The sequence below is a fragment of the Aeromonas sp. JL9 genome (assembly GCF_024436075.1).
Lineage (GTDB): Bacteria > Pseudomonadota > Gammaproteobacteria > Enterobacterales > Aeromonadaceae > Aeromonas > Aeromonas veronii.
On the sequence record NZ_JANFNV010000005.1, the window covers coordinates 162,122 to 176,798 of the forward strand.

Here is a 14,677-nt window from a genome sequence, read left to right on the forward strand (position 1 = left end):
GATCGGTTAAATGTGAGTGAAACCACTTTCACAGGTGCCGAAACAGGCGAAGATGAGTTGAAAATAGATCAAACAAGGCAGAGGTAAATCATGTTGTTAGAGCCCGAAAATAGTGCCAAAGCACGACAATTATTGAACCAGAGTATGGCACTGGTGCTGGCGGGTGGACGTGGTAGTCGCCTGAAGCAGTTGACTGACAACCGCGCCAAGCCTGCCGTCCATTTCGGTGGCAAATTCCGGATCATTGATTTTGTGCTCTCCAACTGTATCAACTCGGGGATCCGCCGCGTTGGTGTAGTCACCCAATACAAATCCCACAGCCTGCTGCGTCACCTGCAATCGGGCTGGTCCTTCCTGCGTTACCAGATGAACGAATTCATCGACCTGCTCCCTGCCCAGCAACGGGTGGACGAGGTGCACTGGTATCGCGGCACCGCCGATGCCATCTATCAGAACGTCGATATCATCCGCGACTACGGCCCCAAATACCTGGTGGTGCTGGCGGGGGATCACATCTACAAGATGGATTACGCTGCCATGCTGCTCGACCATGTGCGCCTTGGCGCCAAGGTGACGGTCGCCTGTATCGAGGTGCCGCGGGCTGAGGCATCCGCCTTCGGGATCATGGATATCGACGAGCAGCGCAAGATCCGCGCCTTCGTCGAAAAACCGGCCAATCCGCCCGCCATGCCAGGTTGCGAAGATCGCTCGCTGGCCTCCATGGGGATCTATATCTTCGAGGCGGAGTACCTCTACCAACTGCTGGAGGAGGACATTCACAATCAGGACTCCAAACACGACTTCGGGATGGACGTGATCCCCCGCATCGTGGAGGAGGGGATGGCATTTGCTCACCCCTTCAACATGTCCTGTGTCGGGGCGCGTGAGGGGCAAAAGCCCTACTGGCGTGACGTGGGCACGCTGGACTCCTTCTGGGAAGCGAACATGGATCTCGCCTCCGTGCTGCCCGAGCTCGACATCTACGATCAGAACTGGCCCATCTGGACCAGCCAGACCCTGACGCCACCGGCCAAGTTTGTGCAGGATCGCAATGGTCAGCATGGCATGACCATCAACTCCATGTTCTCGGGCGGGACCATCGTCAGTGGGTCGTTCGTGCTCAATTCGGTGCTCTTTACCAATGTGCGGGTGCACTCCTTCTGCACCCTGGATCAGGCCATCATCTTCCCCGGGGTAGAGATCGGTGCCGGTTGCCGTCTGCGCCGGGTGGTGGTGGACAAGGGATGTGTGCTGCCCGATGGGCTGGTGGTGGGCGAGAATGCCGATGAGGATAGCCGCCGCTTCTACCGCTCCGAACAGGGGATTGTACTGGTGACCAAGGAGATGCTGGACAAGCTGGTTTGAGGAAGGCCCTTGAAACTGTGTCAGACGCTGTAATGCAAAGGGAGCCAAATTGGCTCCCTTTTTCATGCTGGTGAATGACGAAGATTATTCGCTAACCACCGCTTTGGCGGCCATCACCATGGCGGTGCCGAGCTTGCCACCGGCAGCGGTCACTTGCGGTACGCCATCTTCATCGGTGTCGCTGCCGGCACCTTCGATGATGTTCTCGCCGGAGTCACCGATCCACTCGGCCATCTGCATGCCACCGTTGACGGTGCCACGGAACCAGCTGACGTACTGACCGGTCAGCTTGGCCAGCTCCAGCTCGGGCGCCTTCTCGGCCCCTTCGTTGCGCAGGTTCAGCATGGCAGAGCGCAGGGCGCCGGAGATGGCAGCCTGGGTCCAGGGAGTGTATTCACCCTGTTTACCCGCCAGCCAGGTGCCCGCCTTGGCATTGAAGTAGGCCTTGTCGGCAGCGATAAACAGCTCGCGGGCGGCGGTGCGGTACTTGGCATCGGAGGTAGCGAGGAAGGCGGCAGTCAGACCACGGATGGCGGCGAACTGAGCATCGATGGAGTGGCCGGCATCGAGCTTGCCACCCAGCGTGATGCCGTCATGCACCAGACCATTTTTGCCCTTGAGGTTGGCAAGGATGAAATCGGCCTGTTTGCGGATCAAGTCGAGCGCCTCTTGACCCTGCTTGGTCTTGAGGTTCAGCTCGCCATTGTCACCGGCGGCGTAACCGACCGGCAGCGCATCCTGAGCGCGCTGGAAGATCTGCAGGGCGACCAGTGCGTAAGCTGCGTCAAAGGTGGTGACGTGCTTGCCCTGTTTGCCTGCCTGCCAGCTGTCGACCAAGGTGCCAGACTTGGCATCAAAGTGCAGGGCAGCCAGGTTCTTGAAGGTGAGGTTGGAGAGATTGATCGCCAGCGAGAAGGCATCGCTGCCCGCAACGGCTTTGCCCAGGTCATTGGTCTTGTTGGCAGCCGGTGCGGCGGCAAACGGCGCACCGTCAAACACGGCGTGGAAGGCCGGGTTCTGGTTGGTGTTGGCGCTGCGCTGATCGCTGAAGGCATAGAACTCGGAGAGCGGCCACAGCATCATCCAGGCATCGCGCAGCTGGGCGGAGCCATCCACCACCTCCAGCTTGCCAATGGCACCGGCATCGTTGCTGCTGGTTTCGGTCACTTTCACCTGATGGGGGAAGTAGACAACGCCCTTGGCCGGTTCGTACTGCGGGGTGATTTTGGCGCCCAGTTGCTTGCCATCGAAGCCGAGCTGGTTCTGCATGATGGCCAGCTTGTCGATGGACTGCTCGGTCAGCATCATGCCGTTGAAGCCATCGGCGGCAGAGACGCCCAGCTTGTGTTTGCCATCCTGATCCATGGTGGCGGAGGCGGCTTCTACCTCTTCATCGGTTTCGGCTACGTGCATGCCGCCGAGGAAGTCCTGAGACCACATCACCTCTTTGAGCAGGATGCCGCCCACCGCTGCGGGCACCAGCAGGTTGTCGCTGCCGCTCCAGCGCAGGGTGCTGTAGTCGCGGAAGTAGGCGGGCACCTGGGTCTTGACGGTTTTCTCGATGCCTTTGGCGGTCTTGATGGTGATCTGATCTCCATTGACCGGGGTGGCGTTGACGGCCTGGGCAAACTCCGGATTGGCGGAGGCGTAGGGCAGGGAGAGGGGATACATGCCCTGCGGCACTTCATCGGCCGGGAAGCCAACGGCATCGGCCATGGCCAGCACCCGTTGCCCCAGAGAGGCCATGGTGCCACCACGAGCCAGGTTTTGCGGCCCGTTCACCAGATGCGGGCCCATACCGGATTGGTAGTTGAGGGCGTACATCGCCTCTTCGGAGTATTCGTAGGATTCGATGCCGGCAGCGAAGTCGAACGGGGTCGGCTCATCGGCACGGTTGGCATCCAGCACATCCAGATCCAGCCCCAGCGCTTCGGCAAGCGGCTCACCGGAGAGCTCGAATTCGGTATAGGCCAGCATGTTGGCGGCGGTATTGAATGTCTTGTCTTCGACTTTGACGGCAGCGTGTGCGGCGCCGCTGATCAGTGCGCAGGCGATCGCCTGAACCAGTACGGTTTTTCTCATGTCCCTTCTCACCATTGGTTTTATTATTGACGCTTCTCATAACGAATCTAAATGAGAATGGTCTGCATTATGCTGTGTTGAGGGGGACTTGAGAAGTAAAAAACCGCCCCATTCGGCTGCACGTTAAACCGGATGTGCGCTGTCGAATAGGACGGTTATCTGTTGAGCGCGCTGAAAGTGCCAGTGCGGCGGGAATCAGAGCAGCTTGAACGGGATGACCAGACGGCCCGGCTCTACCTTGAGGGCTTCGACCTTCTCCTTGATCCTGGCTTCGTTCTTGCGGCTGCTGTCGAGGCGATAGACCGGGGTCTGCGACAGGAACAGGGAGAGCGACTGATTGAAGGTGGGCAGCAGCGGGGTGAGGGCGGCCCCGATATCGGCCGGCTCGGTCTTGACCGAGAGCAGCTCAAGATCGCGCAGATATATGGCACCCTGATCGGCCACATAGTCCGGGCGTGCGCTCAAAGCAAAGCGGATCTTCATCTGCTGGCTGCCAAGGGGGCTGCTCACCTGCAGGTCGCCAGCGGCGTCCAGCTCGATGCGATCTGCTTGTTTGCGGCCGATACGGCTCTGCATCTCATCCAGACGGATCTTGCTAGACATGATGCCGGGGATCCCCAGCTGTTTTTCAAAAGAGACCTGAGCTTTGAGGTACTGGTTGATTTCGGCCTCGCTGACGTTGTACTGGGTCAAGGAGCAGGCTCCCAGCAGCAGGGCGAGGGGGAGTAACAACAACTGTTTCAACATGATGGATTCCGCTTGGGCAACTATGATGGCGCTATCTTACGCGATAACGGGCGTGGAATGAGAGCCTCATACCTTGGGAAATCACGGAGTTGCTGCATTCCCGATTGTTTTTTGGCAACCGCCGGGTTCATCATCGACGAGTGAGCGGAATAGGGCTGAGCTGTTGGCTGCGGGCGTAGGTCTACGCCTTAAGCAGAGAGAAGAGCACAGAGAGCGAGAAGAGCAAAGAGAACGAGGAGAGCGTAATGGTTCGGATGGGCAAGGTTGGCTGCAGGGCGCTGCTGTGGCTTGGCTGCATGATGGGACTCTGGAGCCCATCGCTGTGGGCCGAGGTGAAAGTGATCCCGGTATTCGAGGCGCAGGCCGCGGTGCAGACCCTCAAGGAGATCTATCCCCAGCTTGGGGTGAGTGCCATGGGTAATCAGCTGGTGCTGAGCGGGACGCCAGCCCAGCTGCAGGAGGCCGAAGCCACGCTGGCGCAGATCAACCAGCCACCGCAAAGCCTGCTTATCGAGTGGCGGGTCGATGGTGTCGCCAGCGGTCAGCAACTGGGAGGCTCAATCAGTCGCGACGAGGTCAAGCGGCAGTGGTTGCTCGATGGCAACTCCCAGCAGTACCAGCGCAGCCAAAACGACAGCTGGCAGGTGCGCGGGCTTTCGGGCCGTCCCGTGCTGCTGCAGATGGGCTCCTATCAGCCGGTGACTTTCTACCAATGGAACGGGGGCGCCGTGGTGGGGATGATGCCGTTGGTGAACGGCCTCTATGCCACGGCCACCTTGATTGGCGATCGGGTGCAGATTGCGCTGAGCAGCGAACAGGCGAGGCTGGATCAGGGCACCATCAATCGTGGGCAGAGTGCCACCGAGGTGAGCGGGGCCCCAGGCCAGTGGCTGACGGTGGGGGAGCTCTCGACCAGCTCGGCAGATCAGGGGAGTAGCCTCGGCACCCAGCTACAGGGCGGACGAGGCAGCCAGAGCGAGCGCCAGACCCTGCAGATCCGGGTCACTCGTCAATAGATGTCAGTCCCGTCAGTGGGGCTGATCTGCGGCATATTCCCGTAGCTGGCGGCTGCGCAGCAGATACCAGAGCGCCCAGAGGCTGGCGACCAGCACCAGCGCGGTGGGCCAGCTGAACGACCACTTCTGCAGATTGAGGCTGTGCAACTGCATCAGCAGACCGCTGACGGCAGAGCAGAGCAGCAGCAGCGGGCTGTGGCGTCGAAGTCTGGCGCGAATGCTCTGGGTTTGCTGATAGGTGCCCCCGCAGGCGAGCAACGCCAGCATAGCGGGTACGTCGGTCAGCAGGCTGATGTAGAGGGTGATCTTGTCCGGATAAAAGAGGGTCAGGATCTCGCTGCCGCTCTCGCGGGTCACCCCCGCCATCAGAAAGAGCCAGACCGAGCGGGTCAGCAACAGGGCGATGGGCCAGAACCAGAGGGGCGGGCGCAACTGGCCGTGATCGTCATATCGGTGTTCGGGGTAGAGGGTCATGGTTGCCCGTTATCCACGTGAATTGAGTGATGAAGGGGATATGGGGCGATGAAGCGTCCTTTGCAAGGCGTTGGGTGTGGCGCAAATTAATCGGGGGGCAATGCCCCCCAATCCGGTTCTTCAAATATCGCAGCGCGCGTCTGCGTTGTTACAGCCAGCCTTTACGCTTGAAGAAGAGCCCGGTGCCGAGCGACGACATCACCATCAGCACCAGTGACATGGGATAACCATACTCCCAGGCGAGCTCCGGCATGCGGCCAAAGTTCATGCCGTAGATACTGGCGATCAGGGTCGGCGGCAGGAAGATCACGGCGGCTACCGAGAAGATCTTGATCACCTTGTTCTGCTCCAGATTGGTCACCCCCATGGAGGCCTCCAGCTGGAAGTTGATCTTGTCGAACAGGAACTGGGTGTGGGGCAACAGGGATTCCACATCGTGCAGCATCTCGTCGATCCACTTGTTCTGCTCAAGGCTCATGCGCTGGCGCAGGCTGCGTTTGAGGAAACGCAGGGCGCGGCGGGTATCGTGCAGGGAGAGACGGATCTGGCCGTTGGCCTCTTCCTGTGCCATCAACTCTTTCAGCATGGGGTTGATCTGATCCGGCTCGAAGATCTGATCGGCGGTGTTTTCCAAGGTCTTGTAACCATCCTCGATAAGGTCGGAGAGGTACTCCACCTTGAGGTTCTGCACCTCCAGCAGGATGTCGAGGGCATCCTCCACCTCCAGCCGATCCTGGCGCATATAGTGACGCAGCAGGCGCACCAGCCCGATGTCATCTTCACGAATGCTGATCAGCAGGTTGTTGCGCAGGGTAAAGGAGACGTGGACACCCTTGGTGTCACGACCGATCCGCTGGGGAAACAGGGAGTGAATGTGCAGACCATCGGTATCCCAGTAAAAACGGGCGGATGCTTCGATGTCGTCGAGCTCTTCCTTGTCGGGGACCTCTTCCAGGAACAGGCCCGTCAACCATTCTCGCTCTGCCGTGTCCGGCTTGTAGGCATCCAGCCAGACCGTGTTGTCAGGTACTATGTCGTCAGGCCCGAGCGTGACTATGTCCAGCACCTTGTTGTTGAGAATGTAGGCGGTGATCATCTGTCCCCCCTTAAAAAGTCATGGGTAATCAGGGATGGTTGCACAGGTCATGCGGCCTTAGATCGCTGCAGAAGGCGATCCCGTGGATAAGCAGATCGGGCCGATGGAAAACCTGAATGCGGCGAACTATACAGGGGCGGGCCACGCTTGTCAGGGGCTATTCATCAGGGATTCAGCCTGTTTGTTCAAAAAAACAGCGAGGTCGGATCACCTGAGCGGCTATGCGGGGTAGAACCCAGCCTTTGGTTGGGGGAGGGCTAGCTGGGACTGCTTGTTGCCGCTGCCCCGTTTCATCACATATTCGGATAATTGGGCCCGGAGCCCCCCTGTGGCGGCGTCCAGATAATGTTTTGACTGGGGTCCTTGATATCGCAGGTTTTGCAGTGGATGCAGTTGGCGGCGTTGATCTGCAGTTTGGCCGCGCCTTCCATTTCCAGTACTTCAAACACCCCTGCCGGGCAGTAGCGTTGGGCGGGTTCGGCCCAGGTGGGCAGATTGACCTCGACCGGAATGCGCTCGTCCTGCAGCTTGAGGTGGCAAGGCTGATCCTCGTCGTGACTGGTGTTGGCCAGATACACAGACGAGAGCTTGTCAAAGCTCAGCTTGCCATCGGGTTTGGGGTAATGGATGGGCTCGCAGCGGATGGCCACGCGCAGCTGACGGTAGTCGTGAGCCTTATCGAACAGCCTGAAGGGCGAGTTTGCGCCAAACAGCTGTTGCTCCAGCCAGTTGAAGGCCCCGCCCAACCAGGGACCATAGCGGTGAAGTGCTGCGCCGAAGTTGCGCGCCGCCTTGAGCTCGCGGGCCAGCCAGCTCTGGTGCAGCTCGTCACCATACTGGGCCAGATCCCGGCCCCCTTCATCGCCACCTCGCAGCGCCATCGCGACGGTTTTTGCCGCCAGCATGCCGGACTTCATGGCGGTGTGGATCCCCTTGATCCGGGAAAAGTCGAGAGTGCCCGCATCACAACCGATCAGCAGGCCGCCCGGGAAGTGCATACGGGGCAGGGCGTGCCAGCCCCCCTTGGTGATGGCGCGGGCGCCGTAACTGATGCGTTCACCCCCTTGCAGCAGGTCGGCGATAAGCGGGTGATGCTTGAGGCGCTGGAATTCGTCGAACGGGCTGAGCCAGGGATTCTGGTAGTTGAGATCGACAATCAGCCCGACCGCGACCTGATCCCCCTCCATCTGATAGAGATAGAAGCCACCGTGGCTATTGCCGCCTCCCTGCTTGCCAAGGGGCCAGCCACTGCCGTGCAGCACCTGTCCCGGGTTGCCCCGACCTGCTGGCAGTTGCCACAGCTCCTTGAAGCCGATGGCATAGTGCTGAGGCTGGGCAGGGCTTGCCAGATTGAATGTGGCGATCAGCTGCTTGCCGAGATGACCGCGGGCCCCCTCGGCAAAGAGGGTGTAGCGGCCGAGCAGCGCCATCCCGGGCACATGATCTGCTTTTGGGTTGCCCGCCCGATCTAGCCCGAGATCGCCGGTGATCACACCCTTGACCCGTCCCGCTTCCATGATAAGTTCGCTGGCGGTAAATCCCGGGTATATTTCGACTCCCAGTTTTTCAGCCTGTTGGCCAAGCCAGCGGCAGAGATTGCCGAGGCTGATGATGTGACAGCCCTCATTGTGCATCCGGGGTGGCACCGCCCAGGCGGGGAGTTGCAGGGAGCGTTGCTCGCTTTGCAGCAGATGAACCTGATCATCGCTGACCGACACGCCGAGCGGTGCTTGCTGCCAGCCATCCGGCAGCAGCTCTTGCAAGGCGACGGGATCAAACAGGGCGCCGGAGAGCAGATGGGCGCCAATTTCGGCCCCCTTCTCCAGCAGACAGACAGAGAGAGTAGCATCCTGCTGTTTCAGGGCGATGGCTGCACTGAGCCCCGCCGGACCGCCGCCGACGATGACGACATCAAATTCCATTGCTTCCCGTTCCATCTTGCCTCTGCGCTCTGGTTGGCCTAGGGTAATGCTGGTAGTTTACGTAAACGTAAATCAGTTGTAAGTAAAACTGAGCAAGAAAAAGCAAAAAATCAGGGAAGAGCGTACTGCAACAAACGCAGAGGCACACTAATGAATTCAATCCAAAGAGACGAGGCATGACCCCATGAAGCTGCTGGTCGCAATCAAACGGGTAGTCGACTACAACGTCAAGATCCGGGTGAAGGGAGACGGCTCCGACGTGGAGCTGGCCAATGTGAAGATGGGGATCAACCCCTTTTGTGAAATTGCGGTGGAGGAGGGGGTCAGGCTGCGGGAAGCCGGGGTTGCCAGCGAACTGGTGGTGGTGACCTTCGGCCCTGACGCTGCCGCCGAGCAACTGCGCCATGGGCTGGCGTTGGGGGCGGATCGGGCGCTGCATTATGTCACCGATGAGACGCTCACCCCGCTGACGGTTGCCCGTGCCTTGCACAAGGTGTGTGAGCAGGAGCAGCCGGATCTGGTGCTGCTCGGCAAGCAGTCCATCGATTCAGACAACAATCAGGTGGCCCAGATGCTGGCTGGCCTCAATGATTGGCCGCTGGCGACCTGCGCGTCAGCCCTCAAGGTAGAAGCGGGGGAGCTGCTGGTGACCCGCGAAATCGACGGTGGCCTCGAGACCCTCGGCATGCCGTTGCCTGCCGTGGTGAGCGCCGATCTGCGTTTGAATGAACCGCGCTTTGCCTCGCTGCCCAACATCATGAAGGCCAAGCGCAAGCCGCTTGATAGCGCTCCGTTCTCGACACTCGCCGTTGAGGTGACCAACCAGACCCGTTTGCTCGGGGTGATGGCGCCGCCAGTCCGCAGCGCCGGGATCAAGGTGGGCTCGGTGGACGAGCTGGTGGACAAACTCAAACATGAAGCGAAGGTGCTGCCATGAGCGTGCTGATCATTGCCGAACATCATCAGGGCCATCTGGCCAACAACGTGGCACAACTGGTCACCGCTGCCAGATCCATCGGTGGTCAGGTTGACCTGCTGTTGCTGGGTCAGGGGCTGACCGAGGCGGGTGAACAGGCGGCTGCCCTCGGCGGCGTCGACAAGGTGTTGCTTGCCGAACATCCCCGTTTGGCTGACGGGCTACTGGATGGGGTGGACAAGCTGCTGGCCAGCTGGTGCGAAGGTTACAGCCACTGCCTGATGGCGGCGAGTGCCATGGGCAAGGCGCTGCTGCCACAGGTGGCGGCTCGCCTCGGGGTGGAGATGCTCTCCGAGGTGACGGCTATCGAGAGCAGCGACACCTTCCTGCGCCCCATCTATGCGGGCAATGCCATTGCCAGAGTGGTGAGCTCGGCGCCCGTCAAAGTGATGACGGTGCGGGCCACCGCGTTTGCCAAGGCGGCGACGGGCGGGCAGGCTCTCATCGAACGCTTGGCCGTGCCCGAATTCGCTGGCCGTACCCGGCTGGTCGAGCGCCGCGCGGTGCGCTCCAGCAGGCCCGAACTGACCGCCGCCCGGGTGGTGGTCTCTGGTGGCCGGGCTCTGGGCTCCAAGGCGCAGTTTGCTTTGATAGAAGCGCTGGCCGACAAGCTGGGTGGGGCGGTGGGGGCATCGCGAGCCGCCGTTGATGCGGGATATGTCGCCAACGATCTGCAAGTGGGCCAGACCGGCAAGGTGGTGGCGCCCGAGCTCTATATCGCGGTCGGTATTTCGGGGGCCATCCAGCATCTGGCGGGGATGAAGGAGTCGAAGGTGATCGTGGCCATCAACAAGGACAGCGATGCCCCCATCTTTCAGGTGGCGGACTACGGGCTGGTGGGGGATCTCTTCACTCTGCTGCCGGAGCTCACCGCCAAACTGTAAATTTGTCAGAAATGGCTGAGCTGTGGTCGTTTATGCGCTCTGCCCGCCATTTCTGTGCATGTTCCCTGCAAGCCCTGACCCGTTCAGGGCTTTTTCTCCTGCAAGGGAGACGCAGAGTGACGGTAAAAGGTTGAGCCAGCTCCCAAAAAGCCTTTGATCCGCTGGCTGCTCTTGTGTAAAACCTGACAAGTCATCGATTACTCTCATCCACTCACGGAAAGCGTCATGAGCAAACAGATTTACAACTTCTGCGCCGGCCCCGCCATGCTGCCGGTTGAAGTCATGGAGCGCGCCCAGCGCGAATTTTGTAATTTTCAGGGGCTGGGAGCCTCGGTCATGGAGCTTTCCCATCGCGGCAAGCCCTACATGGCGGTTGCCGAGAAGGCCGAAGCGGATCTGCGCGAACTGCTGGCGGTGCCGGACAACTACAAGGTACTCTTCATGCACGGTGGCGGCCGCGGTCAGTTCTCCGCCGTGCCCATGAACCTGCTGGGCGGGGCCAACAAGAAGGCAGACTTCCTGCTGACCGGCGTCTGGTCCCAGAGCGCGGTGGATGAAGCCAAAAAGTATGGCGATATCCAGACCTTCCAGGGGGTTGCAAAGAACGAGCAGGGGATCTCTCACCTGTTGCCGACCCCGGCGTTTCGCACCGATGCGGCTTATGTTCACTACTGCCCGAACGAAACCATTGATGGCATCGAGATGTTTGACATCCCGGCCACCGGCGAGGTGCCGCTGGTGGCAGATCTCTCCTCCACCATTCTCTCCCATCCTCTCGACGTGAGCCGCTTTGGCATCATCTATGCTGGTGCCCAGAAAAATATCGGGCCGTCCGGGCTTGCCATCGCCATCGTGCGCGATGATCTGCTGGATCAGGCGAGAGCCGATGTCCCCTCGATTTTCGACTACAAGCTCACTGCCAAGAACGACTCCATGTTCAACACGCCGCCCACCTACGCCTGGTATCTGGCCGGTTTGGTGTTCGAGTGGCTGAAAGAACAGGGTGGCCTCGAGGCGATGGAAGCGCGCAACAAGGAGAAGGCCGACTTCCTGTATGACTATCTCGATCAGTCGAGCTTCTATGGCAATCAGGTGGATGTCAGCTGCCGTTCGCGGATGAACATCCCGTTCCAGCTGAAAAATGCCGAGCTGGACAAGCAGTTCCTGGCCGAATCGGAAGCGGCTGGTCTGCTGGCCCTCAAAGGACACCGCATTGTCGGTGGCATGCGCGCCAGCATCTACAATGCCATGCCGCTGGAGGGGGTGAAGGCCCTGGTGAGCTTTATGGATGGCTTTGCCAAACGCCACGGCTGAGAAGAGGCTGAGAAGAGAGTACTCACATGCTTGCTGGCGGCCTCTCGTGACAACTCGTGAGCCGCTTCCAGCTATTGCAGTGATTCAAGACGCCGGGGATACCCCGGCGTCTTTTTTTCAACAGAAGCAGTGCGCTGGCGTTTGCCGTGCGATTTCCCCTGAAAGTGCCCTTGCCGAGCGGGACGCAGGCTGTTAACGTCCGGACAGGCGTTTATTTTTGAGATAGCACAGGAAGTCTATGAATTCGTTGCGTTTGGAACCCATTTCTCGTGTAGCCGGTGAGGTCAATCTGCCCGGCTCCAAGAGTGTCTCTAACCGTGCGCTGCTGCTGGCGGCGCTGGCTCGTGGCACCACCCGTCTGACCAACCTGCTCGACAGCGATGACATTCGTCATATGCTGGCTGCGCTGACCCAGCTCGGAGTCAAGTACAAGCTCTCTGCCGACAAGACCGAGTGTACCGTTCAGGGGCTGGGCCGCAGCTTTGCGGTGAAAGAGCCGGTCAATCTGTTCCTCGGCAACGCCGGTACCGCCATGCGCCCGCTCTGCGCCGCCCTGTGCCTCGGCTCCGGTGAATATACCCTGGGCGGCGAGCCGCGCATGGAAGAGCGTCCCATCGGCCATCTGGTGGATGCTCTACGTGAGGCGGGTGCCCATATCCAGTACCTGAAACACGATGGTTATCCGCCGCTGGTGGTGGATGCCAAGGGGCTGTGGGGCGGCGATGTGCACGTCGATGGCTCCGTCTCCAGCCAGTTCCTGACTGCGTTTTTGATGGCGGCGCCAATGGCGGCCGGTGATACCCGGATCCACATCAAGGGGGAGCTGGTCTCCAAGCCTTACATCGACATCACTCTGCACATCATGAAGCAGTTCGGGGTGGTCATCGAGCACGACAACTACAAGCTGTTCTACATCAAGGGCAACCAGACCTACATCAGCCCGGGTGACTTTCTGGTGGAAGGGGATGCCTCCAGCGCCTCCTACTTCCTCGCGGCGGGTGCCATCAAGGGCAAGGTACGGGTCACCGGTATCGGCAAGCACAGCATTCAGGGTGATATTCACTTCGCCGACGTGCTGGAGAAGATGGGCGCGCGCATCACCTGGGGCGATGATTTCATCGAGGCGGAGCAGGCGCCGCTGCACGGAGTGAATATGGACATGAACCATATTCCCGATGCGGCCATGACCATCGCCGTTGCCGCGCTGTTTGCCGAGGGGCCGACCTCCATTCGCAATATCTACAACTGGCGGGTGAAAGAGACCGATCGTCTGCACGCCATGGCGACCGAGCTGCGCAAGTTGGGCGTCGAAGTGGAGGAGGGGCATGACTTCATCACCGTGACCCCGCCGACCCAGCTCAAGCACGCCGAGATCGATACCTACAACGATCACCGTATCGCCATGTGCTTCTCGCTGGTGGCGCTGTCGGATACACCGGTCACCATCAATGATCCCAAGTGTACGTCGAAGACCTTCCCGGATTACTTCGACAAGCTGGCCAGTATCAGCCAGCGTGGCTGATCACTGACAAACCCGTTATCTTCGACTCTTGTGGCCCGCGCTGAGCGGGCCTTTTTGCCCCCCTCATCCGCACTTTCATTTCGCATAGCATCATTTCAATAACTTGCAAGATTGATATATAAAATAGTTTTGTGATTGCTGTAATTTCCTATTTACACATGCGCTGTCGCGGGCTATGTTGAGATTTCCTAATCGCAGTCATCTAGCAGGAAGCCTTGTCATGCAGCATCAAACCGACGACGTTCGTATCAGTGAAATCAAAGAGTTATTACCCCCGGTTGCGGTGCTTGAGAAGTTTCCGGCTACCGAGGTGGCCTCGTCCACCGTTTTTGAATCCCGTCAGGCCATTCACAATATCCTGGCCGGTGAAGATGAGCGTCTGCTGGTGGTGATTGGTCCTTGCTCCATCCATGATCCGGTTGCCGCGCTGGAGTATGGCAAGCGCCTCAAGGCGCTGCGCGACGAGCTGAAAGATCAGCTGGAGATCGTGATGCGGGTCTACTTCGAAAAACCGCGCACCACAGTGGGCTGGAAGGGGCTGATCAACGATCCGTACCTCGACAACAGCTGCAAGATCAACGACGGTCTGCGCATTGGTCGCAAGCTGTTGCTGGATCTCAACGACATGGGGCTGCCGACTGCCTCCGAGTTCCTCGACATGATCACCCCGCAATACGTGGCGGATCTGATGAGCTGGGGCGCGATCGGTGCCCGTACCACTGAATCCCAAGTACACCGCGAGCTGGCCTCCGGCCTCTCCTGTCCGGTGGGCTTCAAGAACGGCACTGACGGCACCATCAAGGTTGCCATCGATGCCATTGGCGCTGCCAGTGCGCCGCACCACTTCCTGTCGGTCACCAAATACGGTCACTCCGCCATCGTGGCGACCCGCGGCAACCCGGACTGTCACATCATCCTGCGTGGTGGTCGTGAGCCGAACTACAGCGCGGCCCATGTCAGCGAAGTTGTGAAGGGGTTGGAGAAAGCCGGTCTGCCGCAGAAGGTGATGATCGACTTTAGTCATGCCAACAGCAGCAAGCAGTTCAAGAACCAGATGGTGGTGGCAGAAGACGTAGCCGGTCAGCTGCGTGCCGGCAGCAAGGCGGTGTTTGGTGTGATGGTGGAGAGCCATCTGGTGGAAGGGCGTCAGGATCTGGTGGAAGGGTGTGAACTCACCGTCGGCCAGAGCATCACCGATGCCTGCATCGGCTGGGCTGATACCGAAGTGTTGCTGCGCAACCTGGCGGATGCCGTCGCAACCCGTAACGCCCGCTAAAAC

The 14,677-nt window shown here is 59.8% G+C and carries 12 protein-coding genes; 7 read left to right on the forward strand and 5 right to left on the reverse strand.

Annotation, left to right across the window (positions count from 1 at the left end; all coding sequences use genetic code 11):
• Positions 1–90: 90 nt before the first annotated feature.
• Complete coding sequence (gene glgC, locus NOM06_RS06305; protein ID WP_005337070.1) at positions 91–1,365, forward strand: glucose-1-phosphate adenylyltransferase; 1,275 nt, start codon at positions 91–93, stop codon at positions 1,363–1,365.
• A gap of 84 nt (positions 1,366–1,449) precedes the next feature.
• Here the strand turns inward: glgC and NOM06_RS06310 are convergent, their stop codons facing one another.
• On the reverse strand, positions 1,450–3,447 hold the full coding sequence (locus tag NOM06_RS06310) for a hypothetical protein (protein WP_255910501.1): 1,998 nt from the start codon (positions 3,445–3,447) through the stop codon (positions 1,450–1,452).
• A gap of 195 nt (positions 3,448–3,642) precedes the next feature.
• Entirely contained in the window at positions 3,643–4,194 is a 552-nt protein-coding gene (locus NOM06_RS06315) for a lipoprotein (protein ID WP_255910503.1), read from the reverse strand.
• Positions 4,195–4,490: 296 nt separating this feature from the next.
• On the opposite strand from NOM06_RS06315, the gene NOM06_RS06320 reads away from it, so the two are divergent.
• Positions 4,491–5,210: a hypothetical protein gene (locus tag NOM06_RS06320; protein ID WP_370688909.1), complete on the forward strand. Its 720-nt coding sequence runs from the start codon at positions 4,491–4,493 to the stop codon at positions 5,208–5,210.
• A 12-nt stretch (positions 5,211–5,222) separates the two neighbouring features.
• On the opposite strand, the gene NOM06_RS06325 is transcribed toward NOM06_RS06320, so the two are convergent.
• The 3 genes from NOM06_RS06325 to NOM06_RS06335 form a co-directional block, all read right to left on the reverse strand.
• A complete protein-coding gene (locus NOM06_RS06325; RefSeq protein ID WP_042023947.1) occupies positions 5,223–5,684 on the reverse strand; it encodes a DUF2919 domain-containing protein in 462 nt (153 codons plus the stop codon).
• 148 nt (positions 5,685–5,832) lie between these two features.
• Positions 5,833–6,780: a magnesium/cobalt transporter CorA gene (gene corA, locus NOM06_RS06330; RefSeq protein WP_005337059.1), complete on the reverse strand. Its 948-nt coding sequence runs from the start codon at positions 6,778–6,780 to the stop codon at positions 5,833–5,835.
• 293 nt (positions 6,781–7,073) lie between these two features.
• Positions 7,074–8,717 (reverse strand): electron transfer flavoprotein-ubiquinone oxidoreductase, encoded by a 1,644-nt coding sequence (locus NOM06_RS06335; protein WP_255910507.1) that lies wholly within the window; start codon positions 8,715–8,717, stop codon positions 7,074–7,076.
• A 169-nt stretch (positions 8,718–8,886) separates the two neighbouring features.
• Here NOM06_RS06335 and NOM06_RS06340 point away from each other — a divergent pair, with 169 nt between their 5' ends.
• From NOM06_RS06340 to aroG, 5 genes are all read left to right on the forward strand, one after another.
• Positions 8,887–9,639, forward strand: coding sequence for an electron transfer flavoprotein subunit beta/FixA family protein (locus NOM06_RS06340; RefSeq protein ID WP_255910509.1), 753 nt, complete (start codon positions 8,887–8,889; stop codon positions 9,637–9,639).
• Positions 9,636–10,562 (forward strand): electron transfer flavoprotein subunit alpha/FixB family protein, encoded by a 927-nt coding sequence (locus NOM06_RS06345; RefSeq protein WP_255910525.1) that lies wholly within the window; start codon positions 9,636–9,638, stop codon positions 10,560–10,562. Before NOM06_RS06340 ends, NOM06_RS06345 begins: the two co-directional genes overlap by 4 nt.
• 225 nt (positions 10,563–10,787) lie before the next feature.
• Positions 10,788–11,876 carry a 3-phosphoserine/phosphohydroxythreonine transaminase gene (gene serC, locus NOM06_RS06350; RefSeq protein WP_255910528.1) on the forward strand — a complete coding sequence of 363 codons (1,089 nt, stop codon included), beginning with the start codon at positions 10,788–10,790 and terminating at the stop codon, positions 11,874–11,876.
• A gap of 238 nt (positions 11,877–12,114) precedes the next feature.
• Positions 12,115–13,398 (forward strand): 3-phosphoshikimate 1-carboxyvinyltransferase, encoded by a 1,284-nt coding sequence (aroA, locus tag NOM06_RS06355; RefSeq protein WP_255910530.1) that lies wholly within the window; start codon positions 12,115–12,117, stop codon positions 13,396–13,398.
• A 220-nt stretch (positions 13,399–13,618) separates the two neighbouring features.
• Positions 13,619–14,674 (forward strand): 3-deoxy-7-phosphoheptulonate synthase AroG, encoded by a 1,056-nt coding sequence (gene aroG / locus NOM06_RS06360; RefSeq protein ID WP_139441008.1) that lies wholly within the window; start codon positions 13,619–13,621, stop codon positions 14,672–14,674.
• Positions 14,675–14,677 lie beyond the last annotated feature (3 nt).

What these genes read in the sequence shown, in the direction of transcription:
- glgC (WP_005337070.1), top strand. Translation starts at nt 91, where the DNA reads ATGTTGTTAGAGCCCGAAAATAGTGCCAAAGCACGACAATTATTGAAC.
- NOM06_RS06310 (WP_255910501.1), bottom strand. Translation starts at nt 3,447, where the DNA reads ATGAGAAAAACCGTACTGGTTCAGGCGATCGCCTGCGCACTGATCAGC.
- NOM06_RS06315 (WP_255910503.1), bottom strand. Translation starts at nt 4,194, where the DNA reads ATGTTGAAACAGTTGTTGTTACTCCCCCTCGCCCTGCTGCTGGGAGCC.
- NOM06_RS06320 (WP_370688909.1), top strand. Translation starts at nt 4,491, where the DNA reads ATGATGGGACTCTGGAGCCCATCGCTGTGGGCCGAGGTGAAAGTGATC.
- NOM06_RS06325 (WP_042023947.1), bottom strand. Translation starts at nt 5,684, where the DNA reads ATGACCCTCTACCCCGAACACCGATATGACGATCACGGCCAGTTGCGC.
- corA (WP_005337059.1), bottom strand. Translation starts at nt 6,780, where the DNA reads ATGATCACCGCCTACATTCTCAACAACAAGGTGCTGGACATAGTCACG.
- NOM06_RS06335 (WP_255910507.1), bottom strand. Translation starts at nt 8,717, where the DNA reads ATGGAACGGGAAGCAATGGAATTTGATGTCGTCATCGTCGGCGGCGGT.
- NOM06_RS06340 (WP_255910509.1), top strand. Translation starts at nt 8,887, where the DNA reads ATGAAGCTGCTGGTCGCAATCAAACGGGTAGTCGACTACAACGTCAAG.
- NOM06_RS06345 (WP_255910525.1), top strand. Translation starts at nt 9,636, where the DNA reads ATGAGCGTGCTGATCATTGCCGAACATCATCAGGGCCATCTGGCCAAC.
- serC (WP_255910528.1), top strand. Translation starts at nt 10,788, where the DNA reads ATGAGCAAACAGATTTACAACTTCTGCGCCGGCCCCGCCATGCTGCCG.
- aroA (WP_255910530.1), top strand. Translation starts at nt 12,115, where the DNA reads ATGAATTCGTTGCGTTTGGAACCCATTTCTCGTGTAGCCGGTGAGGTC.
- aroG (WP_139441008.1), top strand. Translation starts at nt 13,619, where the DNA reads ATGCAGCATCAAACCGACGACGTTCGTATCAGTGAAATCAAAGAGTTA.